The sequence below is a fragment of the Streptomyces sp. NPDC043908 genome, from assembly GCF_056435525.1.
The window spans coordinates 536,466-560,803 of sequence record NZ_JBWKEI010000003.1 but is presented as its reverse complement, the minus strand read 5'-3'; the positions used below and the strand labels follow the sequence as shown (position 1 = coordinate 560,803).

Below are 24,338 nucleotides of genomic sequence, written 5' to 3'. Positions count from 1 at the left end.
AGCCAGCCATCGCACCCCAGCTGTGGACATAGCTAACACGGCTTCCGCCTTCCCTCCCCCCCCCCCCCCCCCCCCCCCCCCCCCCCCCCCCCCGCGCCCGTTCGTTGGTTCTTCTCGCGCCGTTTGACGCGTTTTCGCGCTGTTTATTCCTCTCCAACAGCAGATCCTGAGCTGGTTCAGGCATGCCCATCTCCATCGAAGGAGATCAACGTGCACTTCCTGTTCCAAAGATCTGCAGAGAGGGTGGCGGCGGCGGCCGCCACCCTGGCCCTGTGCACCGGCGGACTGATCATGGGTGGCGCGGGCGCCGCACACGCCGCCGCCGTCTGCGCCGGCACCAAGATCGACACCTTGGAGTTCTACACCGGCTACACCTACCTCTACTACAGCAGCGCGACGGGAATGAACTGCGCCTACACGGTTCCCAAGTCCGGCAGCGGCACCCGCCAGTTCATGTACGTGGGCCTCTTCCGGCAGAGCGACGGCGTCGGCGTGTGGGACGACGGGGACTTCACCCAGTACGCGGGCCCGGTCTACCTGCACGCACCCGGCACCTGCGTGCAGTTCAACGGTCAGGTCGGAACGTGGGCCGGGAACTCCGGATACGGGCACTGCGGGAGCCTGGCGCTCGCCACCACCAGGCCGCCCGCCACCGAAGCGGCGAGCGGCCGATGAAGGGCCTCTCGCGTCGCACACGACGACTGGGAACCATCTTCGGCACGCTGGCCCTGGCCGGTGCCGGAATGCTGGCGCTCCCCGCGACCGCGCAAGCCGCCTCGTACAACGGTGCGTGCGGGGCAGGTTACAGCGTCGTCGAGTCTGCGCCCATCGGTACCGCGGGCACGGTCTTTCTGACCTGGAACGGGTCGGTCGGCAAGAACTGTGCTGTTGCGGTACGCAATACCTCGGGTCCGGCTGTGTGGATGGAAACGTACATCACCCGCACCGCTGACTGGACCGGCGCCACCGACAGCGGCTACTTCACGACCTACGCCGGGCCCGTGTACATCAACGGCCGGAATACCTGCATCGCGTTCAGCGGGACCATCGGCAGCGAGTCAGCCACGCGGGGCCCGGGCCACTGCGGCTGAGGTGCGCCTCCCTGAGGTCCGGCGCTCCCGACGTTGCCGCCCGGCCGTCTGCATCCTGGGCGGCAACGTCAACCCCCTGGCGGCCCTCCGGTCACTGGAACGGCCGTGCGCGTCGGCCGCCTCTCGCCGCGCTGTGCGCGCAGACACTCACTGAGACGCTGAGCTTCTTCGAGCTGGTCTTCGAGAATGATGATGCGGCAGGCGGCCTCGATGGGGGTGCCCTGGTCGACGAGTTCGCGGGCGCGGGCGGCGATGCGTAGCTGGTGGCGGGTGTAGCGGCGGTGGCCGCCCGCCGAGCGCAGGGGTGTGATGAGGCGGTGTTCGCCGATGGCGCGGAGGAAGGTCTGGGTGGTACCGAGTATTTCGGCGGCCCGGCCCATGGTGTAGGCGGGGTAGTCGTCATCATCGAGACGACTGATCGAGACGTCTGCTGTCATTGCACCTCTCTCATGCAACATGGACATGCAACACGGGACACATGGAGGGGCCCGGGTGCCGTACCGGCACCCGGGCCCCGAAGGAACTGCTACACCATCTGCCGGCCCTGATACCGCGCCGGCCTTCTGTTTCCGCCACCCCGACCGAGAAGCTGCCGGGGATACGGGGATCGCGGTTGCTTGACCGGAGACCACCTCACTATCGATGTCCTGCGGTACCCGGACTCCGTAACACCAGCCCGGGCGATCCTGATGGCGTCCAATCCCTCCGTTCTTCCCTCTGGGATCAATCACTTACCTACTACTGGTACTGCCTACTGGTACTGCGAACTACTGGTGATGCGGATACTGCTCTTACTGCTGTACTGCGAACTGCTGGTCCTGCTGGTGTTGCGTCCTGCATGCGGCCTGTACCAGCGCCGCGCGTCGGCAGCCAGCCCCGTCGCCCGTCCTGCATCTGCTCCGGCTTGGAACCCCACTGCCGAACTTCCCCGGTGCGCGCGCCCGCAGCCGACGCCTTCACCGAGATACCACTCAACTGCACCTCACTGCGGTGTACTGCGCACTGCATCTACCACTGTTTCCTGCGGTACTGCTGATGACGGCCCCTCATCACCGCGGGCCACCCGGTCCGGTAGCCAGTCCCGTCGCCGTCCCGCAACCACTCTGGCTTCGACACTCCACCACCGCACCGCCCTACACACTGCAACTGCCTGTACTGCAACTACCTGTACTGCGGTACTGCTCCCCGGCAGTTCGTCTCTGCCGGGCCCTGCGTCTCTCTGCGTTACGAGAGAAACCATAACCACACCAGCGCCCAATGTCTACTCCGGCCAGCATAGATTTTTGGGCGTCAGGTCATCAGGTAGCCGACCTCGAACGCGACAAGCACAGACGGCGGCCTCCACCGGGTGAAGACCTCGGCGTGTCCGGTGTCCGGTGTCCGGTGTCCGTGGAGCCCGGGTCTCAGTCGATGGGCGCCTTGGCCTGCGAAGCGACTGGTGGAACGTCCGGATAGGGGCGGGGATAGCGGACGCCGATACCGAAGCGGTCCGCGAGTGCGTCGGCGAAAGCGGCGGCGATACGGATCTCGCCGTTGGGGTTGGGGTGGGTGCCGTCCCAGGTGTGCTCCGCCGCGACGAACTCCGCCGCGGTTTCGGCGATCACCACAGGGGAGGACGGAGTGGTGAGGTCGTCGGCCACCGCGCGCAGCCGGTCGTTGCAGGCGTCGAGCCGGGCACCGAAGTCGCGATCGTCGACTGCCTTGGCGCACTGCAGGATGGTGCCGAGGACGATCGTGACGTGCGGCTCGGCCCGGCGGGCTCCGGCGATGAACTCCCGTAGATTGGCCTCGAATTGCGCGGGTTCGACGCCGTACCAGAACAAGTCGTTGATGCCGAGCAGCACCAGCACGTAGTCGGGGCGGTGCTCACGGACCTTGGCCTCGATCTCGTCCTTCTCGGAGAGGTAGGGGCGGCCCCACTGGGCGTCGTGATCGGGGTCGAATTCCGGTTCGGCGTAGGTGGCGTCGTCGTCGCCGACCTCGGCGGTGCGGATGTTGTCGAGGGTGCCCTTGGGACCGACGAGGTCGATGCTCACGTCGTGCTCGTGCAGGTGTTTCCAGAACCGGTAGCGCCAGGTCCAGTCACCGCTGCTGCCATGACTGATCGAGTCGCCGACGATCATGATGTTCACCATGTCGGGGGTACGGGCGGGGTGGGCCAGGGACATGATCCTCCCTATGGACGCGGGACCGGCATACGACGTGCGGGGCGGTCAGCGCCGGAGTGTGGGGCCGGGCCCTTCGGCCCGCGTCCGCGGTGACGGGCCCAAGCTTCCTCGTGGCCGTACCCTCGTCACCGCCGGATCCGGGTGGACACCCCGCCGAGGAGGCGGCAGCCCGTGAACCAGCCGGAGGTTTCGAGAACGGGATAGCGCCACAGCACCGACCGACTGTCCGGGGACATGCTCGGACATGCCCTCACGCTACGCAGACCTCCGCGGTTGCGCCGCCGGGCGCGGTCGCCCGGGTGACGGACCGCAGACAACCAGAGCAGCAAGCGCTCCGGACCGTCGGCCTCCGCGGCACTCGTTCAGCACTGCGTCATTTGTTCCAGGTCAGGCTGACTTTCAACTGAGCCGAAGCCCCGGCCGCACTGATGATCGCTCCTGCCTGGGCGCTCAGTTCGACGCCGAACTCCACCACGAGGACGTCCGGCCGCTCCACAAGGTCCTCGATCTGACCGGCCACGCTACGGGCCACGCCCCGCACAGCGTGCATGACCGAATCAAACGTCGTTTCCGCCTTCTCGATCACCGTAGCCGACGCACTCCGAGTGAGCACGGAACCCGGCGCCTGCCCCTCGGAGACCCTGACGAGCACGGCACTGCCGTCGTCTAGCAGGAACTCCATAATGGTCATAAACTATGAACTACCACGAACTACCGGACAGCGCCAGATGGTTGACGGTTCTCATATTTCCGGAGCGTGGCTGCCCCAGCGAGCAGAGGGCAAGGGATCTCGACCGCACTGAATTCGGCCTCACCCCCGAAGGAGATGTGCGATGCCACTCGTCGTCAAGATCGCTCTTATCGTCATCGGTGTTGCCTTGCTGGCACTCGCTCTGATCGGGAGCGGAATCTCTCGCCGCCTGATGACCATCCCCAAGATGCATCGGGCACCGCGGATTGTGCTTGCCATCCTCGGCGTACTGCTACTGGCAGGCGGAATGTGGGGATTGTCGACCACCGAGTCGAAGAAAGCGCCGTCGGTGGCAGACGTGAAGGAACATATCCCTTCCAGCGTCAAGGCGGACCTGAACTGCACCGAGGCAACGGAGTCCCCCAAGGGGGCAGTGGAAGTGGACTGCAGTACGCAGAACAGCACCCCAGAATACGTTTACTACATCCTCTTCCCCAGTGTCGACGACATGCAGATGCACTGGCTAAAAACCACTGCGCCGGGAGACCTCTCGGGAAATCAGTGCCAGACGATGGACGACTACAAAAAGGGGAGCCATCAGACTTATTACACCAACGATCAGTCCGTCATCATTGGCGATTACGCCTGCTACACGTCTGGTGACTCCATCGTAGCTGTGTACACAGACCGGCGTTACAACGTCATCGTCTCGGCCTCCATTACCGACCCGAAGAACTTCCCCGAATTCATCAAGTGGGTCAACGAAACCTCGCAGCCTGTAGGGGACGAGGGCGCCACACCCGCTACCCCGTCGCAGACCGCCGCAGCGGGGCGCTGATCCCGCGGAGAGAAGGGCGCCATGGCGGCGGACTTCGATTTCGTGCTCGAGATGAGCGAGGCACCGGGTGGTTACCGCATCGAGGTGTCGTCGCCGTGCGGCGAGGACCACACCGTCACCAACATCGACGCGGACGAGCTGCTGCAGCGACTGCCTTCTCTCCAGGCGGCGGTTCTCGGTTCAGCCGTGCGCTCACGGGCCGCCGTAGGGACCGAGATGGAGGTGCCTGTTCGACAGGTCGGCGGCATCCTGTTCGACGCGGTGTTCCAGGGTTCCATCAGAGCGCTCTATCTCTCCAGCAGACAGAAAGCACGCGAGCATGACCGAAGGCTGCGCATGGTGCTCCGGGTCCGCTGCCCGGAACTCGCCGCCCTCCCCTGGGAACTCCTGCACGACCCAAAGCTCGGTGGTTACCTGTGCCTGCATCACCCCATCATTCGCTACGTCGACATCCTGGAACCGGTGTCACCGCTGCGCGTACAACCGCCCCTGCGCATCCTGGGCATGGTGTCCCTCCCCGGTTCGCTCGGGGCACTCGACGCGGAAGCCGAACAGGAGAGCCTGAGCACCGCGCTCAAGCCCCTCATCGATGAGGGAATGGTGCAACTGGACTGGGTGCGTGGCCAGACCAAGCAGCATCTCTTCGCCGCACTGTTCCATGGATGCCACATCTTCCATTTCGTGGGCCATGGAAGGTTCGACGAGGCCCGGCGCCAAGGAATGATCGTTTTCGCCGACGAACAGGGCCGGGAGGACCCCTTGCACGCCGAAGCCCTCGGCTCGCTGATCAGCATCGCCGAACCCGCCCCCCGCCTCGTCGTGCTCAACAGCTGCGAAACGGGGACGTCCCACGCACAGGACCTCTTCTCCAGCACGGCGGCCGAGCTGGAGTACACCGTGCCGGCCGTGGTGGCCATGCAGTTCGCGGTGACCGACAAAGCCGCCGTCCTCTTCTCCCGGGCTTTCTACCAGGCACTCGCCGCCAACCGCCCGGTCGACGAGGCGGTGCGCACGGCCCGCATCGCACTGCGGGCGGACAAGGACGACAGTCTCGAGTACTTCACGCCCGTCCTGTACCAGCGCAGTGGCGACGCCCAGCTCTTCGACCTCACCTCACCGCGGCGGCCCACTCCCCCGCAGGATGTGGTCGAGGAGATCAACGAGATTCAACGGGAAGCGGACCACGGCAAGGCCATCGACGAACCTGCCCCCGCACCGGGCGGTCCAGAGCCTGCTCGACAGACCGGGCCCCCCTCCGCGACGACCTCCCCCTCCCCCGGCATCGCGCCACGCCCGGAGATCGACACCGGGCGGTGGGTGGTCGGTCTGTCCGTCCATCCGCAGGGGCGGTTGCTCGCCACGGGCGCCCGCAAGCGCGTGCGCGTCTGGGACGTGATCACCGGTCAGGCAACGTGGGAGCACCCGTTCGGCGGATGGAGCACGATGGTGAACGCGGTCGCCTTCAGCCCCGACGGCGGGAGACTGGCGACCGGCAGTACGGACAATCTCGCACGCATCTGGGAGACGACGACCGGAACCATGGTCGCAGAGCTCGCCCACAACCACTTCGTCGACGCCGTCGACTTCGACACCAGCGGGAAATACCTGGCCACCGGAAGTGCGGATGCGACGGCCTCCGTCTGGGATCTCAACACGGGGAACCGGATTCGGCACCTGCGCCATGCCCGCGCGATCAAGGACGTGAAGTTCAGCCCGGACGGACGTCTGCTGCTCACGGCGTCCGAGGACGGCAAGGCCTATGTCTGGGACATCGCCAGCGGCTTGCAGAAGGCCCAGATCACGCACAGGAACTTCGTCCTCGGGGTCGCCTTCTCCCCGGACGGGAAGAAGATCGCCACCTGCAGCGAAGACCACTTCGCCCGGGTAACGGAGACGGAGACCTGGACACCGCTCTTCCACGTCGAGCACAGCAGCGGTCTGAGAGCGGTGGGTTTCAGCTCCGACAGCAGTCTGATCGCGACCGGCAGTGAAGACGGCGCCGTGTGCGTGTGGCGGGCCGACACCGGGCAGTCGGTGTTCAGCCTCCGGCACGCCCGCTCGGTGAACACCTTGGCCTTCTATCCCGACTGCCGGTTCCTTGCCAGCGCGGGTGAGGACAAGGTGGTACGCAGCACCCGGCTTCCCGAAGCCGGCGGATGACCACCCGGGCGACGTGTCCTGGTCCCACGCTCACTCAGCAGCGCGCCAGCGTGCCGGCCTTCAGTGTGGATTTGCCGCTGAACAGCCAGCCTTCGGTGGACGTGCCCTGGATTCGGGCGTAGATCCATTTGTTGCCCTGGGCATTGGTGACGTAGCAGTGGTAGTAGACCTTCACCCCTGTCTTGACCACGGTCACATAGGAGCACACCGCGTACGGTCCGGTGTAGAGGTGGGTGGTTTGGGACGCGTACCCGTAGCCGTCACTGCGGTTCGAGTGGGCCCAGCCGGTGCATGTCGTCGACACCGGGACGGGCTCCTTCACCGTCGGGCTGGGCTTGGCCTTCGGTGACGCGGACGGGGCCGCGGGCGACTCGCCGTCCTTGCCGGGTTTCGGCGTCGGAGATGCCGCCCGGTCCCCGCCCTTCTTCGACGCGGTACTGGACGGCCTCTCGCTGGGGTTGAGGGTCGTCAGGTCTCCCGGGGAGGTCGGGCCCTCGGTCGTACCGGGCAGGCCACCTCCGGCGGGGGTGCTCACCGGGGAATGCGCCGCGTTCGCCTCGCTGCCCCCGGATCCGGCCCGCATGTCCACCAGCGCGTAGGCGGCTCCGCCGCAGACCAGGACGCCGGCGGCCGCCACCGCGGCGACGGTACGGGTGCGGCGGCGCCGCGCGCGGACCACCGCCGTAGCGGTCTCGGAGTGGCTGCCGTGTCCGGCGTGCCCTATGTGCGGACCCGGTGTCATGCCCGGCCGCACGCCACCCTGCTGCGGAGAGGCGCCGTAGGCGTCGACCGGCGGGTAGGCGGCGACGGGCTGCGGGGCGGGAGGTGGGGCCGGCTGGAAGAACGGCGCGGCGGCCGGACCGAACCCCGGTGCGGCCTCGGGCTGCACGGCCTGCGCCTGACCCGGCCCCGGCCCCGGATTCACGGTCCCGCCCTCGGCGACCGCCTCCAGCATCTCGCGTGCCTGCCCGGCGTCGGGCCGGTGCAGCGGATCCTTCGCCATCAGCGCCCGCAGCACCGGGGTCAGGGGTCCGGCCCGCCGGGGCTCGGGCAGTGGTTCGCCGACGATCGCCGCCAACGTGGACAACACCGACGTACGGCGGAAGGCCGACGAGCCCTCCACCGCTGCGTACAGCGTCATGCCGAGCGCCCAGATGTCCGACGCGGCACCCGGTTCGCGGCCCTGGGCGCGCTCCGGCGGCAGGTAGTCGAGGGAGCCGACGATCTGGCCGCTCTGGGTCAGCTTGGCCAGGGCCTCGTCGCCGGGGGTATCCATGCTGGCGATGCCGAAGTCGGTGAGCACGACCCGGCCGCCGCGTTCGAGCAGGACGTTGCCGGGCTTGACGTCCCGGTGCAGGACCCCGGCCCGGTGCGCCGCGTCGAGCGCGTCCATCAGCTTGGCTCCGATCGCGGCCGCCTCGCGCGGGTCCAGTGTGCCGCGCTCCGCGAGCACGTCGTCCAGGGACGGCCCGTCGACCAGCTCCATGACGATGACCGGCAGCCCCTGCTCCTCGACCACGTCGTGCACGGTGACCACTCCGCCGTGCCGGATACGGGCGGCGGCCTGCGCCTCCCGCTGCATCCGGATCCGCAGATCGGCCAGCTCGTCCGGGGACGCGTCGGTGTAGGCCCGCACGACCTTGACGGCGACCTCGCGGTTCAGCAGCTGGTCCACTGCCCGGGCGACCACACCCATGCCACCGCGTCCGATCATCTCGGTCACGCGGTATCGCCCGCCCAGAACCACCCCGACCAGCTCCGCGCCGCTCGCCCCCGTCACCTGTCACGCTCCTTTGATGTCGCACTGCCCAAGATCCGCCGCCTGGCAGGGACCAGCGTAGGGGTACACGCACGGGCGGGTTCGGACGGCCCGGCCCTCGGCACGGGCGATGGCATCCCCTTGGGAGGCGGGCGCCCACCAACCCGCCCCCGGCCCACGCCCCATCCCCCCATTCGGTACACCTGCACCGACGAAACGATTCCCCGCCCCGGCGCTCCGTCTCGCCCGGTCGCCGCGAGCCGAACCGATAACCCCTACGGCCTAGTGACGGTTTGTCCTGGTCCGGTTACAGCCCGTTAGATGACGTCCCTCACTTGTCTATCGACGGTCCATCCATCTCCAATTCCGAAGAAAGCTGGCTGTGCATGTGGGACGAGGCGAAGTCAACGGACCGGGCCATCGCGGTAGTCGGGGCGGCGTGCCGACTTCCCGGCGGTATCGGTGACTTGGACCAGCTCTGGGACGCTCTTCGGCAGGGACGCGACTTGGTCGGTGAGGTGCCCGACGACCGGTTCGAGGCAGCCCGGTTCGTCGACACCTCGATGCCGCGCCCCGGCAAGAGCTACACCGCCGCGGGCGGTTTCCTCGACGACATCACCGGCTTCGACGCCGCCTATTTCGGCATCTCGCCGAAGGAGGCGTCCCGGATGGACCCGCAGCACCGGTTGCTGCTGGAACTGGCCGTCGAGGCGCTGGACGACGCCGGAATCCGTCCCGAGCGCCTGTCGGGCACCGACGCGGCCGTGTACGTCGGGGTGTCGGACACCTCCTACGGCGGCCTGCAGATGATGCTGCCGCAGGAGGTCAACGCCTACACCATGTCGGGCGCGGCTTCCTCGATCGCCGCCAACCGCCTGTCCCACTTCTTCGACCTGCGCGGACCGAGCATGGCGGTGGACACCGCCTGTTCCTCGTCGCTGGTGGCGCTGGACCGCGCCTGCCGCACCCTGCTCGACGGCAGCAGCCGGGTGGTGCTCTCCGCCGGAGTGAACGTCCTGCTCAGCCCGTATCACTACGTGGGGTTCTCCCAGGCGGCCATGTTGTCGCCGAGCGGCAGGTGCGCCTCCTTCTCGGCGGCGGCCGACGGGTTCGTACGCGCCGAGGGAGGCGGCCTGGTCGTCCTGAAGAAACTGGCGGACGCCGTCGCGGACGGTGACCGGATCCACGGGGTCATCCTCGCCAGCGCCTCCAACAGCGACGGCAGGACCATGGGGCTGGCACTGCCGAGCGCCGAGGCACAGGAGGACCTGCTGCGCTCGGTGTACGAGCAGGCCGACGTTTCCCCGGACGAACTGGTCTACCTCGAAGCACACGGGACGGGAACCCTGGTCGGTGACCCGCTGGAGTGCCGGGCCATCGGCCGGGCTCTGGGCCGCCGCCGCACCGCCGGGGTCCTGCCGATCGGTTCCGTCAAGACCAACATCGGGCACCTGGAGCCGGCTTCCGGAATCGCCGGTCTCCTCAAGGCCCTGCTCGTACTCCGGCACCGCGTGATCCCGCCGTCCTTGCACGCCTCCCCGCCCAACCCCGACATCGACTTCGCGGAACTGAACCTGGCGACCGCCGACAGCACGGTGTCCCTGGACACGGGCGGCCGTCCTGTCGTGGGCGTCAACTCCTTCGGCTTCGGCGGCTCCAACGCCCACGTCGTCCTCACCTCCGCACCCACCGCGCCACCCGCCCCACGCCAGGAACCCGGCAGCCACGGGACCACGGGTCACGAGCGGGCACTTCCGGTACTGGTCTCGGCGCGTACCCCGAAGGCACTGGCCGAGGCAGCCGCGCGGATGGCGGACCGGCTCGCCGGGGCCACCGCGCAGGAGTTCTACGACATCGCCCACACCTCCTGCCTGCGGCGGGGAACGCATCCGCACCGCGCGGTGGTCCTGGCCGGGCCCCAGGTCGCCGCGCAGCGGCTTCGGGCGGTCGCGGGCGCGCAGGCACCCGCCGAGGCGCCCGGAGCGGAGGAGTCCGGCTCAAGTGGCGCGGCCACGCAGGACGCGCCGGGTAGCGAGGGGCCGGGGCAGTCACCGTTCGTCCCCTCGCCCCGGGACGGGGACGAGGTCCGCTCCGCCACCGCCACCTTCCAGGCCGTGTCCCGGGGGCGGATCACGTTCGTCTTTGCCGGCAATGGTTCGCAGTGGCCGGGCATGGCGGCCGACCTGCTGGAGCACGATGCCGTCTTCCGCGCCGCCGTCACGCGGGTGGACGCCGCCGTGGCCCCCCTGCTGGGCTGGTCACTGGTCGAGGAGCTGGCGGCGCCGGGTGAGCGGGCGCGGCTCGCGCTGACCGAGGTGGCCCAGCCGCTCCTGTTCGCCGTGCAGGTCGGTCTGGTACGGATGCTGGAGGCACAGGGCATCACGCCTCACAGCGTGCTCGGCCACAGCGTGGGCGAGGTCGCCGCCGCCCATGTCGCGGGCGCGTTGGACCTGGAGCAGGCCGCACGGGTGATCGTCGGCCGGAGCCGCACCCAGGCGGCCACCGCGGGGACGGGCCGGATGGCGGCCGTGGCACTGCCCGTGGACGAGGCGGTCAAGGAACTGGCCGCCTGGCCCGGACTGGAAGTGGCGGCGGTCAACAGCGCGCGGGACGTGACCGTGGCGGGCCCGCCAGCCGTTCTGCGGGCGCTGCTGGCCGAGTTGGGGCAGAAGGGGGTCGCCTGCACGGAGCTGGATCTGGACTACGCCTTCCACAGCGCGGCGATGGACCCCATCGACGAGCCCCTGCGCCGGGAACTGGCCGGACTGCGGCCCGGGGCGTCCACGGTGACGATGTTCTCCTCCGTGACCGGCGACCGTATCGAGGGCGACCGCCTGGACAGCGCCTACTGGTGGCGCAACGTACGCGAACCCGTGCTCTTCGCCGCGGCGGCCGAGAAGGCCCTGGAGGACGGAACCGACATCTTCGTGGAGATCGGCCCGCACCCCGTCCTCCGCTCCTACCTGCACCGCGTCGCCCGCTCCCACACCCGGGACACGGTCGCGGTGACGCCGACCCTGCGGCGCGGCGCCGACGGTCCCGAGGCGGTGCACCAGGCGGTGACCACCCTCATGGCGCAGGGTGCCGACCTCGACTGGAGCGTGCACTTCCCGCGCCGGGGACGGGTGGTGGACCTTCCGGCGTACCCGTGGCAGCGCGAGCGCCACTGGAACGGCACCCCGCAGACGTGGTTGCGCACCAGCGGCTCCGGGCGCCTGGACCATCCCCTCCTCGGTGAGCGGCTGCCCTCACCCGTGCCGACCTGGGAAGGGGCTGTCGAGCCCGCGCTGACGCCGTGGCTGGCCGACCACCGGCTGGCGGGTTCGGTGGTGGTGCCGGCGACGGCCTACGTGGAGATGGCGATGACGGCCGGGCGCCTCATCCTCGACGGCCCGGCGGAGGTCGACTGTCTGGAGATCGCCCGCCCTCTGGTCGTTCCGTGGGCGGACGCCGGCAGTGTGCGGGTCCAGTTGTCCGTCACACCGGACGACGGGCTGGTGAGCATCACCAGCACCGAGTCACGGACCGCCGCCCTGCCGCGTGCGCACGTACGGGCCAGGGTGCGGGCCCTGCTCGGCCACGCACCCGCCGACGTGGACCTCGCCGCCGTCCGGGCGCGCTGCCACCGCGTGGTGGACGGCAAGGACCACTACGACGCGGTCGGACGCGCCGGTCTGCAGTACGGCCCCGCCTTCCAGGTGCTGCGCGAACTGCGCGTGGGGGACGGGGAGGTGGTGGCGGCCTACCGGCACGAGGCCCCCAGTGAGGAGTACCAGGCGCACCCGGCCCTGCTGGACGGCGCCCTCCAGGCGGGCGCCCCGCTGATCGGCTCGGCCGTGGAGGAGGGCACGGTCTACCTCCCCGCCGCGATCGGGTCCGCCCGGGTGTGGCGCACCCCCGCCTCCTCGGGGTGGATCCACGTACGCCGGCGGTCCTCCCTGGCGGCCGAGGAGTGCTGGGACATCGTGGTGACCGACGAGGACGGACGCGTCGCGGTCGAGCTGCTGCGCTGCCGCCTCCGTCGCCTGACCGGTGCCCCTCGTACCGCCCTGACGGTGTATCACACCACGATGCGGGCCGCGCCGGACGCGCTGCCGTGGTCGGGCGACGGGCCGCCGGTCACGCCCCAGCGGATCGCGTCGGGGGCCGCCGACCGCATCGCCGCCTGCCGCGCCGACTGGCACGACGCCGCATACGAACGCTTCGAGTCCCTCCTCAAGAACGCTGCCGCACACCGGTACGCCGCCGCCTTCGCCGCTCTCCTGCCCGACCACGGCGTGCCCTTCGGCGTCGACGACCTCGTCGCCGCGGGAATGGACCCCCGGTGCGTGCCGTTCGTCGAGGCGGTCGTCCCCGAGCTGATCCGCCACGGCTTGGCGCAGGAGGCGGACGGCGGCCGTCTGCGGCTGACCCGCTCGACGTTCGAGGACAGGGAACTGCTGCGCGCCCTGGTCCTGGAGCTCCCCCGGTACTCCACGGAGAACCGGCTCGCCATCAGCCGCACCCGCGACGTCCTGGGCCGCGAGGACGACGCCCGCGCGGAGCTCACCGCGGCCGACGGCAGTCTCACGGACGTCGAGCAGCTCTACGACACCGCCCTCACCTCCCGCTTCCACAACCGTCTCGCACAGGCACTCCTCCGCGAGACGGTACGGACCTGGCCGCAGGACCGGCCCCTGCGGGTGCTGGAGGTCGGGGCGGGCACCGGCGGCACGGCGGCGGCCCTGCTCCCCCTGCTGCCCACCGAGCGCACCCACTACGTCTACAGCGACGTCTCCCCCGCGTTCCTCGCCCGCGCCCAACGGCGCTTCGCGGCCTATGACTTCCTCACCTACCGCACGTTCGACCTGAACGAGGACCCGGTGGGGCAGGGACTGCCCGAGGCGGGCTTCGACCTCGTGATCGCCGCCAATGCGCTGCACACCGCCACCGACCTCGAAGCCGCGGTGCGACGCGTCGCCACCCTGCTCACGCCCGGCGGTCTGCTGCTCGCCATCGAGAGCCACGACCCGCACGTGCTGGCCCCCTTCTTCGGCACCCTGGAGTCGTTCTGGACCCGTACCGACCACGCGCTGCGCCCCAGCTCACCCCTGCTGGCCGGAGACCAGTGGCCGGAACTGCTCACCAGGTGTGGTTTCACCGACGTCGTACGCACCGGTGACGACGCGGCCGTCTGCCGCGACGACTTCTCCGTGCTGCTGGCCGCGGTCCCCCGGGGCGCCGGCCGGACGCCCGCCCTGCCGACGCCGGCGACGCCACGCCGCAGGATCGTCGCCGCCGAGACGGCCGGGGAACTTGCCCTCGCCACCGCCGTCGCCGAGCAACTGCCACCGGACGCGGACGGCACCCCGGCCTCGGTACGGATGGCGGACGACGACGCGGCCGACTGGGCGCACCTCCTCGGAGAGGAAGGCACACAGGTCTGCGTCCTCCTCGCTGCTGTGTCCGGGGACGAACCGGCCGAGGCCGTGGCCCTCACCACGCGACGCGCGGCGCTCCTGCGGTCCATCGCCCGGGCGGGCGCGGCCTTCACCGGCGGCGCACCGACGTCGCTGACCGTGGTGACCCGGCCCAGCGGCGCCCTGCCTTCGCCGGAGCGGGCCGAGGCGACCCATGACGCGGCGGTGTGGGGCATCGCCCGGACCCTCGCCAACGAGGAGCCCCGGTTGTCGGTCCGTACCGTCTCCCTGGACCGTTCGGGCACGACCGCCACCGACGCCTACCGGGTGGCCCGCGAACTGCTGACGGACGACACCGAGCCCGAGGTGGTGATCACCGCGGGCGGCGGACGCTTCGTACCCCGGGAGCGGGCACTGCCCGCCGACCACGCCGAGGTGACGGCCGCGTCCCAGGAGCCCTTCACGCTGGAGGTGCGCTCCCCCGGCCTGTCCTACCAGCTGGCATGGGTCGAGAACACTCCTCTCACCCCGGGACCCGGGCAGGTCTCCATCGCCGTACGGGCCGCAGCCCTGAACTACCGCGACATGATGCAGGCGGTCGGTCTCCTGCCCGCCGAGGCGATCGAGGGAACGTATACCGAGGTGGGCCTCGGCCTGGAATGCGCCGGGGTCGTCACGGCCGTCGGCCCCGACGTGACCGGTTTCCGGCCGGGCGACCGGGTGTACGGCCTGGCACCGGCGTCCCTGGCCTCCCACACCCTGACCGCCGCCCAGGCCCTCGGCCACATCCCCGACACCATGGGCTTCGCCGAGGCCGCCACCCTGCCCGTCATCTTCTCCACCGTGCACTACAGCCTCGACCACCTCGCACGCCTCAGGGCCGGGGAGACGGTCCTGGTCCACGGCGGCGCGGGCGGCATCGGCCTCGGCGTGCTCCAGTACGCCCGCCTGTGCGGTGCCCGCGTGATCGCCACCGCGGGCACGCCCGCCAAGCGGGAACTGCTGCACACCCTCGGGGTCGATCACGTCCTGGACTCCCGCAACCTCGACTTCGCCGTCCAGGTCATGGAGGTCACCGAGGGACGCGGCGTCGACGTGGTGGTCAACTCGCTCGCCGGGGAAGCGATCACCCGCAGCCTGGAACTGCTGCGGCCCGGCGGCAGGTTCATCGAGCTCGGCAAGCGCGACATCTACGAGAACAAGCCCCTGCTGCTGCGGCCCTTCCGGAACAACATCAGCTTCTTCGGCGTGGATCTCACCACCCTGGCCTTCGACCCCGACCGAGGGGCGGCACTCTTCGCGGACGTCACCGAGCGCGTCCACAACGGTTCGTACCGTCCGCTGCCGCACAGTGTGTACCCCGCGGCACGGGTGGCCGAGGCGTTCCAGCTCATGCAGCATTCCCGGCACGTCGGCAAGGTCGTCGTCACCTTGGACCCGCTGGACGAGCCGGTACGCGTGGAGCGGCGGACGCAGGCGCCCGCCCTCGACCCGCAGGCCACCTATCTGGTGACCGGAGGCCTGGGCGGATTCGGCGCCGCGACCGCCGGATGGCTGGCGGGCCGGGGCGCCCGGCACCTGGCACTGGTGGGCCGGCGCGGCGACGCGTCACCCGAGGCCGAGAAGGTGCTGGCCGGTCTCACCGAACGCGGCGTACAGGCCACGGCGTACGCCGCCGACGTCACCGACGCGGCCGCGATGCGGGAGATCCTCGCCCGGATCGACGCGGGCGGGCACCCGCTCCGCGGGGTCGTCCACTGTGCGATGCGGTTGGAGGACGACCTGCTGGTCGAGCTCTCCGACGAACGGTTCGCCGCCGCGCTGGCCCCGAAGATGGCCGGTGCGATGGTCCTCGACCGTCTGCTGGGCGACCGGGAACTGGACCTGTTCCTGCTGTACTCCTCCGGCACCACCTTCCTGGGCAACATCCGCCAGGCCAACTACGTGGCGGCCAACCTGTGGCTGGAGGCACTGGCACGGCGTCGGCGGCGGTCCGGCGCCGCCGGACAGGCCATCGCCTGGGGCGCCATCGGGGAGACCGGGTACGTCGCCCGCAACGACCTCACCGCGACGCTCGCCTCGGTGGGCATGGAGCCCGTGGCGCTGCGCGAGGCGTTCACCGCCCTGGAACTGCCGGCCGTGCGACGTGCCGAGGTGGCGGGCGTGGGGCGCTACAACTGGGCCCGGCTGCGCAGCCTCCTGCCGACCCTGGCCGCGCCGCGCTGCTCCACGCTGCTTCCCGAGCGCATGGACGAGGCCGACCACACGCGCGAGGAGATCGTGGCGGCACTGGCGGCCATGTCCTCGGCGGACGCCGTACGCGCCGTCGCCGGGACGCTCGCGCATCTGCTGGCCGGTGTGCTGCACATGAACGAGCAGGACCTCGACCACGACCGCCGACTCGACGAGTACGGGCTGGACTCGCTGATGCTCGCCGAGATGCTGGTGTCCCTGCGCACCCGGTTCGACATCGAGATCCCGCCGCTGGAGCTGCTGCGCAGCGGAGGAACCATCACCGACATCTCCCACCTGGTACTGCTGCGCCTCGGCCTGTCGAGCAGCCCGCAGACACCGGCCGGGAGCGAGGGGCCGACCGGGAGCGGCACGGTTCCGGCTTCCGGCCTGGTCGCGGATGACGAGGTGGCGGCTTCCTCCCAGGGATGACCGCGCGCGTCGGCCGCTCCCGGGGGCAGTGCAACGGTCCCCGGGCGCGGCCGCAGTCCTTCCGCCCCTCGGTCCCCCGCGCCGAGGGGCGGAATCAGCCGACCGGGTCCGAAGCCTTTCCGGCGCGGGCGCCCGGCACACTCGCTCCCGTGCGGGGCAGTGACTCGCCGCACCAACGGTCCAGCCCCAGGCGACGGTGGACGGCAGCGAGCGGGCGCGGTGCCCACCAGTTGGCGTGCCCGGTCAGCCTCATGAACGCCGGGACGAGCACACCCCGTACGACCGTGGCATCGAGCAGAACGGCCAGCGCAAGACCGCAGCCGATGAGCTTGAGGAGTGTGATGTCCGAGGTGACCAGGGGGAACAGCGCCGCCGCGAAGATGACGGCCGCGATGGTGATCATGCGTCCGGTGCGGGCGAGACCGCCGTACACCGCCGCGTGGTGGTCACCGGTGGCCCGGTACTCCTCCTGGATGCGCGAGATGAGGAAGAGTTCGTAGTCGACCGAGAGCGCGAAGGCGGCGCCGAACACCAGGACCGGCATGGAGGTCTCCAGCTCGCCGGTCACCGTGAAGTCGCCCAGCAGATGCCGCAGGTGCCCGTCCTGGAACACGTACACCATGGCGCCGAAGCTGGCGCTCAGGCTCAACGCGCCCATGACGACGGCCTTGACGGGGATCAGTACGGAGCCGGTGAACAGGAACAGCAGCAGCAGAGTGCTGCCGACGACGATGCCCGCGGCCCACGGCAGGGTCCGCAGGACGGCGTCCTTGGTGTCGAGTACGCGCGCGGGGCGGCCCGAGACGTAGTGGCGGCCGGGGGACGGCAGGGCGCGCAGCTCCCGTACCAGGCTCTCGTCCCGGTTCGGGGGTCCGTCGGCGGCTACGGCGAGCCAGGTGGCGCCCTGGGTGATGTACATGAGCGAGTCGGCCGAGGGACCGGAGTCGAGCCGGCCGTCCTTGTACGTGCCCAGGGCCGTGGCGGTGGCACCGACACCTGGCAGGGCGGAGACCGCGCGCGCGTAGCGGTCCAGTTCCTCTCCCTGGTCGATCACGTCCGCGTCGGGCAGCAGCACGGACAGGGTCCGCGTCCAGGGCAGGGCGAACTCTTCCTCGATCCGGGTGGCGGTGGCGTGGGACTCGGCCGTCGCCGGGAGGACACGCTGGTCGGCGACACCGAAGCGTACGTGCGCGAAGGGAACGGCGAGCGTGAGCAGGACGAGCGCGGCGCTGCCGCCCACCAGCACCGGCCGGGTGGTGGCCTGGCGAGCCACCCGCAGCCACAGGGGTGACCGCCGCGCGGTGATCCTGCGCAGGGGAGCGAAAAGATCACCCCGGTCGATACGGGTCCCGATGACGACGAGCAGGGCGGGCAGCACCAGATGGGTGGTCGCCGCGGCGAGGACCACCACGCTGATGCCCGCGAGCGCGAGGGACCGCAGGAAGCCCAGGGGGAACAGGAGGAGTGCGCTCAGGCAGACGACGACCGTGGCCGCCGAGTACAGCACGGTACGGCCGACCGTGCGCATGGTGGTTTCGACGGCCTCGAAGGGGGTTGCCCCGGCGGCCAGTTCCTCGCGGTAGCGGGTGACGACGAAGAGGCCGTAGTCCACGGCCAGGCCGAGGCCGAGTGCGGTGGTGATGTTGGCCGCGAACGCCGACAGCGGCATGACGTTCATCAGGACCCGCAGGACGGCGAAGGTGCCGGCCACCGCGAGGCCACCGACCGCGGCGGGCAGGAGCGCGGCCGTCAGCGACCCGAACGCGAAGAGCAGGATCAGCAACGCGGCGGGCACACCGATGAGTTCGGACTGCCATAGCTCCTGGCGGCTGAGCTGGGTGGCCTGGGCCATGACCCAGGCGGGGCCGGTCACCGACACCCGAAGACGTCCGGGCCCGTCGCTGCCGTCACTCTCGTCGCTTCCCTCGCGTCCTTGGTGCCCGTCGTCGTGCCCGCTGTACTTGGAGGTCAGCCGGGGGACCAGTGTGGCGGCCAGTCGCGCGGCCTCGTCCTCGGACCCGCGCAGATCGACGGTGACCAGCGCGGCCCGCCCGTCCTTGCTGCGGAGCCGGCTGTCCCCGACAGACCAGTACGAGAGGACCTCGCCCACTCCGGGTCGCCGCCCGACCTCCTGGGTGAGAGCGCGTCCGGCGCGCGTGACGGCCGGGTCGTCGACGGGCGCGTCCGCCCTCACATGGAGCACCAGGTCGGGAATGCCGGCGCCGAAGCGCTGGTGGAGCTGGGCCTCGGTCCGCGTTGCCTCGGTTCCCTCCGCGACATAGCCGCCGTTGGAAAGCCGTACGGGGGCCGCGACGGCGGCGAGCGCCAGCATCAAGCCGATGACCAGCGCCCCCGAAAGCACCCACCAGGGGTGACGCACGCCCCAGCGCACCCGGTCAGCAGGCGATGGCGCTCCGCTCGCGGAACCTGACGGCGACCGCAGGACGTGAGGCCATCGCATGACGGGTCCTTTCTCTCAACCAGGACAACCCTGGCGAGGCCGACTCGTCATGGTCAAACACCTCTTGATCCATACGAGTGATGAAATACCGCTACTCATACGGAACGAGCTACGTTGCCATGCGTCTCCACAGCGCCGGATGACCGCACGACGGCCCAGCACAGCACGCGTGGAGGTCGCCACGCGATCCGGCACGGAAGCTCCGTCAGGCACGAAACACCAGCAAGGAGAACCCCCTTCATGCGCAGGACTTCTCTCTTCCGCTCCGCCACGGTCGCCACAGCGACGCTCCTCACGCTGCTGACGTTCAGCACCGGGAGCGAGGCCGAGTCGCGGGTGTCCACCACCGCCGTATCCGGCGCATCCGGGATGCGCTCACAGAGCACGCTCTCCTGCACCCTCACCACGGGTCCGGGTGAACGTATCTCCTTCTCCCCCGCCGTCTCCAGCACTCCCCGCTCCGTCTCGGCCCGCGGCAGCGCCCAGTTGAACAACTGCTCCTCGCCGAACGGACGTCAGAGCCGTATCCGGTCCGGCCAACTGACCCTGAGCGGTACCGGCCGGGCGAGCTGTGCCCGCGCCTCCGGAATCAGGGGCAGCGGCACCATCACCTGGTACTCCGGCCCCCACCGCAGCGGGCGGATCGTCGGCCGCTCCGCACTGCGCCCCGCGAGCAACGGCTCGCGCGGATACACGCCGTTGGACTCCTTCCTCTCCGGCACCATCGTCTCCGGCCTCATGCAGGGCCACCCGTTCAGCGGTGTCGCGGTACCGACCAACGACGTCCGCCGGTGCTACGGCAGCGGCGTCGGGTACGTGCAGGGCCGCGGCCGCCTCTCCGTCGCCTGACCCCACCGGACGGCCCTGCCCCCGAGCGGCGGGGCAGGGCCGTGGTCACCGGTCTCGTTTTCCGCTGCGCCGACCAAAAGGCCGGTACGTTGAATGCCACGTTGCATGGCACGTTGAATGCCGGTTCTCCGGGCCGGCGCCCCAGGCCCCCCACACACGGGAGCATCAGCATGACCTGGATCCCCGCAAGGAAACGGCGCCCCGCCTCAGCACGCCCGCCCCGGCCCCGGCTGCGGTTCGACGGGTGGATCGCGGGCCTGGGCACGACGAGCGGCACCAGGATCGTGCTCGGCCACTGGCAGCGGACACCGTTCGGGCCGTTCAGCGACGTGATGCTGGAAAACGCCGACGGAGAGCGGCTGCTGCTCGCTCCCACATCCGAGACGGCCGACTTCATCAGCAGCACCTACACCTTCGACGCCGTACGTGTCGCCCCCGTCGAGGTGAGCGTCACCGATGACCTCTGGACGGTGAACGCCCCGCCGCTGGACCTGCGCTTCGTGGTCGGCCGCCGCGGCCCGCTGGGCCTGATGCTCCGCGCCGTTCCGGCACCGGTGGCCCGCCGCCCGGCGTGGAGCGCCCTGACGGACTATCCGGCGCGCGTCCTGCTCGCCGGAGTACGGACCCGGGGAAGCGCGGGAGCGGGGCGCAGGGAGTGGTACGGGGCCCAGGACGTGCGGCATCTGCGCGCGGCCTCGGCGAGCTTCGACGGGACCGACCTCGGCACGATGGCCCCCGTCACGCCGCCGGTGCGCTTCGGCTTCGCCTCGGCCCCTCGACGTCCCGCCCTCACCCGGGTCACCACGACGGTGGCGCTGGGCGGGACGTGACAAACCGGCGCTGGACGCCCGCGACCGCGCGCAATGGGTCGTCATCGCGTGCGAGACCGGCTCGTCCGTGCTGGGGAGGCGCAGGGGTGACGGCAACTGCCCTCGGGCGGCGCCGCACCGGGTAGGAGCACGAGGGCGGACCGCTACCCCAGGGCGAGCATCGCCTCGGCCACGTCACCGACCGCCGCATCGGGGATCGCCGTGGCGGCCTCCTTGAGGACGAGCAGCCGTGCTCGGGGGATCTCGCGCGCGATCGCCTCCCCGTTGCCGACGGGGAAGACCGGGTCGCGGCCGCCATGGACGACGAGCGTGGGAACCCCGATCTCGGGCAGGCGCTCGCGCCAGCGGGGTGCGCAGTCGAGCCTGGAGAACACCATGCGCATCTGGTTGGCCATCTGCACCGGGGGTGCGGTGGCGGGCGTACGGTCCCAGATGCGCGCGGCGACGGCCCGCGCGGCCACGGGGTCGTCGCCCACGATCTCCGCACCGGCGGCGGCGAACTCCGCGACCGCTTCGCGGTCGCTCCAATCGGGCATCGGACGCGCGAACAGCCGGCTCATGGTCGCCTGATAGTGGTCGGGGAGGTCGTCGTCGGGCGGGCCTGGGGCAACCGCGCGAGTGCCGACCAGGGTGAGCGCCGAGAACGCGCCCGGATGGTCGAGCACGGCCACCTGGGCGACCATCCCACCGACGCCGATCCCCGCGAGGTGCGCGGGCCCCCCGCCGAGCGCGTCAACGAGGGCCGCCGCGTCGGCGGCGAGGTGGCGCAGGGTGTAGGTGGGCGCCTGCGGATCCGCGGTCGTCGACTCCCCGCTGTCGCGCAGGTCGTACCGGACCACACGGCGACCGCCGGCGGCGAGGCGCTCGCACAGCGCGTCGGGCCAGGAGAGCATCGTCGTCCCGCCCGCGAGCAGGACGAGCGGCGCGTCGTCGTCACCGAACGACTCGATGCCCAAAGCGATCCCCTTGACGTTGACCGTGGTCATCGGATCACCGCAAGACGTCGTAGATCAGCCGAACCGGTTCTGGGGCGGCCGCAGGAGAAGAACGTCGCGGACGGACCGCCGTCCGGGCCGGGCTGGGGCCCGGACACGCAGGCGCCGGGAGAAACCGCGATACCAGCGATGTTTCGCTTCATGCCAGGACAGACTCGATCAGCCGCTGAAACTCATCGCTCACGCACGCAGCGCGTCAATCCCGACCCCGGGCGGGAAATGGGCACGTCCGAGCCGCGCGGGCGAGGGGTGGGGGGAAGCCTCGGGCCTGGTTGTTGGTCATGGACGGGGATCGTCCCGGCAGGCAGGGTGTGCTCCATATGCCGTCGTCGCGGGTGGTGGCGGTTGCGGCCCAGGAGGTACGCCCCGCGCCATCGGGACGCCGCGGAAGAAGGCAAGGGCCTTTCGCACCCACTGCGGATGCCCCCGATCGTCGCAGAGAGCAGCATGAGCATATGGACCATGACCACGGCGTCGCGCAGGCCGACGGGGACGGGGTGGCCCACGGCAGCAAGGGCAGCAAGGACGACACGGGCAGCACGGTCGCAGGCGACGCAACCCCTCTCGTCCAGACGGCACGCGAAGCCGTCGCCGACCGTGGCTGGCACCTGATGCCCCCGGACGTGGCCTCGCCCTGTGTGAACGCCGACCCGGCCGTGTGGGAGCGGTTCGCCGCGCACTGGGAGGACCTGGTCGTGGATCCGTACGCAGCCCAGGAAGGGACGCGCCGCCTGCGGCGTTACGGGCGGTTCCTGCTCACCCGGACGGGGGAGGTCGCACCGCTGGACCAAGAGGTGTTCGTGCAGCCCGGGGAGAGCAACCCCCTGTATGTGGGCGTCGAGCGCCGTTTCGAGCCGCTCACCGAGGCGTTCCGGTCGGAGCCGGTGCTGTACGCGCTGATCCGGCTGCTCGGCGACGTGGCCGGAGGTCTGGAGGACACCGCTGAATGGATCGTCAGGGTGCATCCGTTCCGGGTGATCGCACAGCCTGACACCCTGGGCCGGCCCACTCCTGAGGGCAGGCACAAGGACGGCGTCACCCTGGTGTCCTCGCTGCTGCTCGGCCGCGAGAACGTCACCGGTGGCCGCAGCACGCTCTATGACCCGGACGGTCGGGAGATCGCCGCCCACACGCTCAGCGAGCCCGGCACCCTGCTGCTGAGCGACGACCGGGCGACCTGGCATGCCGTCTCGCCCGTCCAGCCGCAGGACGCGTCCCGGCCCGGCCGCCGCGACGTCCTGGTGACGACGCTCACCGCCCGCTGACCCCACCCCCGGAGCCCCACCCACGAGCGGTGGCCACCACCAGCCGGTCCACGACCGCCTGCGGCCCGGCCCCTTCCCCCGCCGCCCAGGCGCGCTGCCGGGCCGCTCCGTCACCACGCTCGGCGAGCCGATCGAACAAACTCACGACCGCTTCCAGGTCCCCGGCCTCCTCCAGCGCCGGCCGCACGAAAGTCACCAGCTCCTCTGCCAGGGCCGCCACCGGCCTGGAGCGCCCGCTGAAGGGATCAAAGCCCTCCCCACTCCACCCGTCGCGGGCAGCCCGCCAGCACGCGGCGCGCACTACCTCCCCCGCCCACGCGGGTCCCGGGTCGCCGCCCCGCGCCCGGGCAGCGGCGGTGACCGTCAGGGCGCGCAGGAGGACAGCGACCGCGACGGTGTCGTCGAGATCGTGCAGTACGTCCATCGCCCGGATCTCCAACGTGGGCACCCGCGGGTTGGGTCGCAGGTCCCAGAACGGCGTATCCGCGTCCAGCATGGCCTCGGTGTCCGCGATCACCACGGCGAGCCGCTCGTGCTCCCGCAACGACGCCGCATAGGGCGGCGGGCCCAGGCAGGGGAACCGGCTGCGGATGACCGTCCGCCAGCTGGCGTAGCCGGTGTCGCGGCCGCGGTCGAACGGCGAGTTGGCGCTGAGCGCGATGAGCAGCGGCAGCCAGGGCCGCAGGTGGTTGCTCGTCAGAACCGCCAGCTCACGGTCGGGCAGGTGAACGTGGACGTGGAGGGCGCTGATGGCGAAGTCGTCCATCATGGTCCGGTACTGCGCCCGTCCCGCCAGGTAGCGCGGATGGTCGGCCACCAGCACCGGGCCGGCTTCCTGCATCACCGCCGTACCCGAGGCGCACAGTTCCGCACCCTCGGCGCGTGCCGCCGCGACCAGCGCTCCGCGCACCCGTTGCAGCTCCTCGCGTAGCTGACCGGCGGACAGGCACGGCGACGTGCGCCCCTCGACCTGGCACAGGGCGAACTCCTTCGTCACCAGATCGCCCACTTCTCCGGCGGCACGCTCGGCCACCGCCGGACCGGCCGGGACGAGGAAACGGGTGTGGGGGTCGACGAGGAAGAACTCCTCCTCCACCCCGATGGTCGGTACGGTGGCGGACAGACCGGAGGGCGGCGACGATGTGTTCACGCGGTCCAGCATCGCGAC

15 protein-coding genes are annotated in these 24,338 nt (G+C 70.6%); 8 read left to right on the top strand and 7 right to left on the bottom strand.

Annotated features, from left to right (window positions below):
• Positions 1-210: 210 nt before the first annotated feature.
• Complete coding sequence (locus AC069K_RS10615) at positions 211-675, top strand: hypothetical protein (protein WP_478614421.1); 465 nt, start codon at positions 211-213, stop codon at positions 673-675.
• A complete protein-coding gene (locus AC069K_RS10610) occupies positions 672-1,091 on the top strand; it encodes a spore-associated protein A (protein WP_365114131.1) in 420 nt (139 codons plus the stop codon). Before AC069K_RS10615 ends, AC069K_RS10610 begins: the two co-directional genes overlap by 4 nt.
• A 68-nt stretch (positions 1,092-1,159) precedes the next feature.
• Here AC069K_RS10610 and AC069K_RS10605 read toward each other — a convergent pair whose 3' ends face one another.
• The 3 genes from AC069K_RS10605 to AC069K_RS10595 all read right to left on the bottom strand — a co-directional run bounded on the left by AC069K_RS10605 (position 1,160) and on the right by AC069K_RS10595 (position 3,950).
• Positions 1,160-1,528: a MerR family transcriptional regulator gene (locus AC069K_RS10605; protein WP_365114133.1), complete on the bottom strand. Its 369-nt coding sequence runs from the start codon at positions 1,526-1,528 to the stop codon at positions 1,160-1,162.
• Between the two features lie 966 nt (positions 1,529-2,494).
• Positions 2,495-3,259 (bottom strand): SGNH/GDSL hydrolase family protein, encoded by a 765-nt coding sequence (locus tag AC069K_RS10600; protein ID WP_365114135.1) that lies wholly within the window; start codon positions 3,257-3,259, stop codon positions 2,495-2,497.
• Between the two features lie 373 nt (positions 3,260-3,632).
• On the bottom strand, positions 3,633-3,950 hold the full coding sequence (locus AC069K_RS10595; RefSeq protein WP_365114137.1) for a CU044_2847 family protein: 318 nt from the start codon (positions 3,948-3,950) through the stop codon (positions 3,633-3,635).
• Between the two features lie 142 nt (positions 3,951-4,092).
• Between AC069K_RS10595 and AC069K_RS10590 the strand changes: the two genes are divergently transcribed.
• Entirely contained in the window at positions 4,093-4,788 is a 696-nt protein-coding gene (locus AC069K_RS10590; RefSeq protein ID WP_365114139.1) for a tetraspanin family protein, read from the top strand.
• Between the two features lie 21 nt (positions 4,789-4,809).
• Positions 4,810-6,948 (top strand): CHAT domain-containing WD40 repeat protein, encoded by a 2,139-nt coding sequence (locus AC069K_RS10585; protein WP_478614412.1) that lies wholly within the window; start codon positions 4,810-4,812, stop codon positions 6,946-6,948.
• A gap of 34 nt (positions 6,949-6,982) precedes the next feature.
• Here AC069K_RS10585 and AC069K_RS10580 read toward each other — a convergent pair whose 3' ends face one another.
• A complete protein-coding gene (locus AC069K_RS10580; protein ID WP_478614458.1) occupies positions 6,983-8,662 on the bottom strand; it encodes a serine/threonine-protein kinase in 1,680 nt (559 codons plus the stop codon).
• 431 nt (positions 8,663-9,093) lie between these two features.
• Between AC069K_RS10580 and AC069K_RS10575 the strand changes: the two genes are divergently transcribed.
• Entirely contained in the window at positions 9,094-16,770 is a 7,677-nt protein-coding gene (locus AC069K_RS10575; RefSeq protein ID WP_478614409.1) for an SDR family NAD(P)-dependent oxidoreductase, read from the top strand.
• A 94-nt stretch (positions 16,771-16,864) separates the two neighbouring features.
• Here the strand turns inward: AC069K_RS10575 and AC069K_RS10570 are convergent, their stop codons facing one another.
• Positions 16,865-19,150 carry an MMPL family transporter gene (locus AC069K_RS10570; RefSeq protein WP_478614406.1) on the bottom strand — a complete coding sequence of 762 codons (2,286 nt, stop codon included), beginning with the start codon at positions 19,148-19,150 and terminating at the stop codon, positions 16,865-16,867.
• 321 nt (positions 19,151-19,471) lie between these two features.
• Here AC069K_RS10570 and AC069K_RS10565 point away from each other — a divergent pair, with 321 nt between their 5' ends.
• Positions 19,472-20,080: a hypothetical protein gene (locus tag AC069K_RS10565; protein ID WP_478614403.1), complete on the top strand. Its 609-nt coding sequence runs from the start codon at positions 19,472-19,474 to the stop codon at positions 20,078-20,080.
• 170 nt (positions 20,081-20,250) lie between these two features.
• Positions 20,251-20,910, top strand: a complete 660-nt coding sequence (locus tag AC069K_RS10560; protein WP_478614400.1) for a hypothetical protein — start codon at positions 20,251-20,253, stop codon at positions 20,908-20,910.
• Positions 20,911-21,053: 143 nt separating this feature from the next.
• On the opposite strand, the gene AC069K_RS10555 is transcribed toward AC069K_RS10560, so the two are convergent.
• A complete protein-coding gene (locus AC069K_RS10555) occupies positions 21,054-21,896 on the bottom strand; it encodes an alpha/beta fold hydrolase (protein ID WP_478614397.1) in 843 nt (280 codons plus the stop codon).
• Between the two features lie 464 nt (positions 21,897-22,360).
• Between AC069K_RS10555 and AC069K_RS10550 the strand changes: the two genes are divergently transcribed.
• Positions 22,361-23,170: a 2OG-Fe dioxygenase family protein gene (locus AC069K_RS10550; protein ID WP_478614394.1), complete on the top strand. Its 810-nt coding sequence runs from the start codon at positions 22,361-22,363 to the stop codon at positions 23,168-23,170.
• On the opposite strand, the gene AC069K_RS10545 is transcribed toward AC069K_RS10550, so the two are convergent.
• Positions 23,157-24,320: a carboxylate-amine ligase gene (locus AC069K_RS10545; protein ID WP_478614391.1), complete on the bottom strand. Its 1,164-nt coding sequence runs from the start codon at positions 24,318-24,320 to the stop codon at positions 23,157-23,159. The genes AC069K_RS10550 and AC069K_RS10545 overlap by 14 nt on opposite strands.
• Between the last annotated feature and the right edge of the window lie 18 nt (positions 24,321-24,338).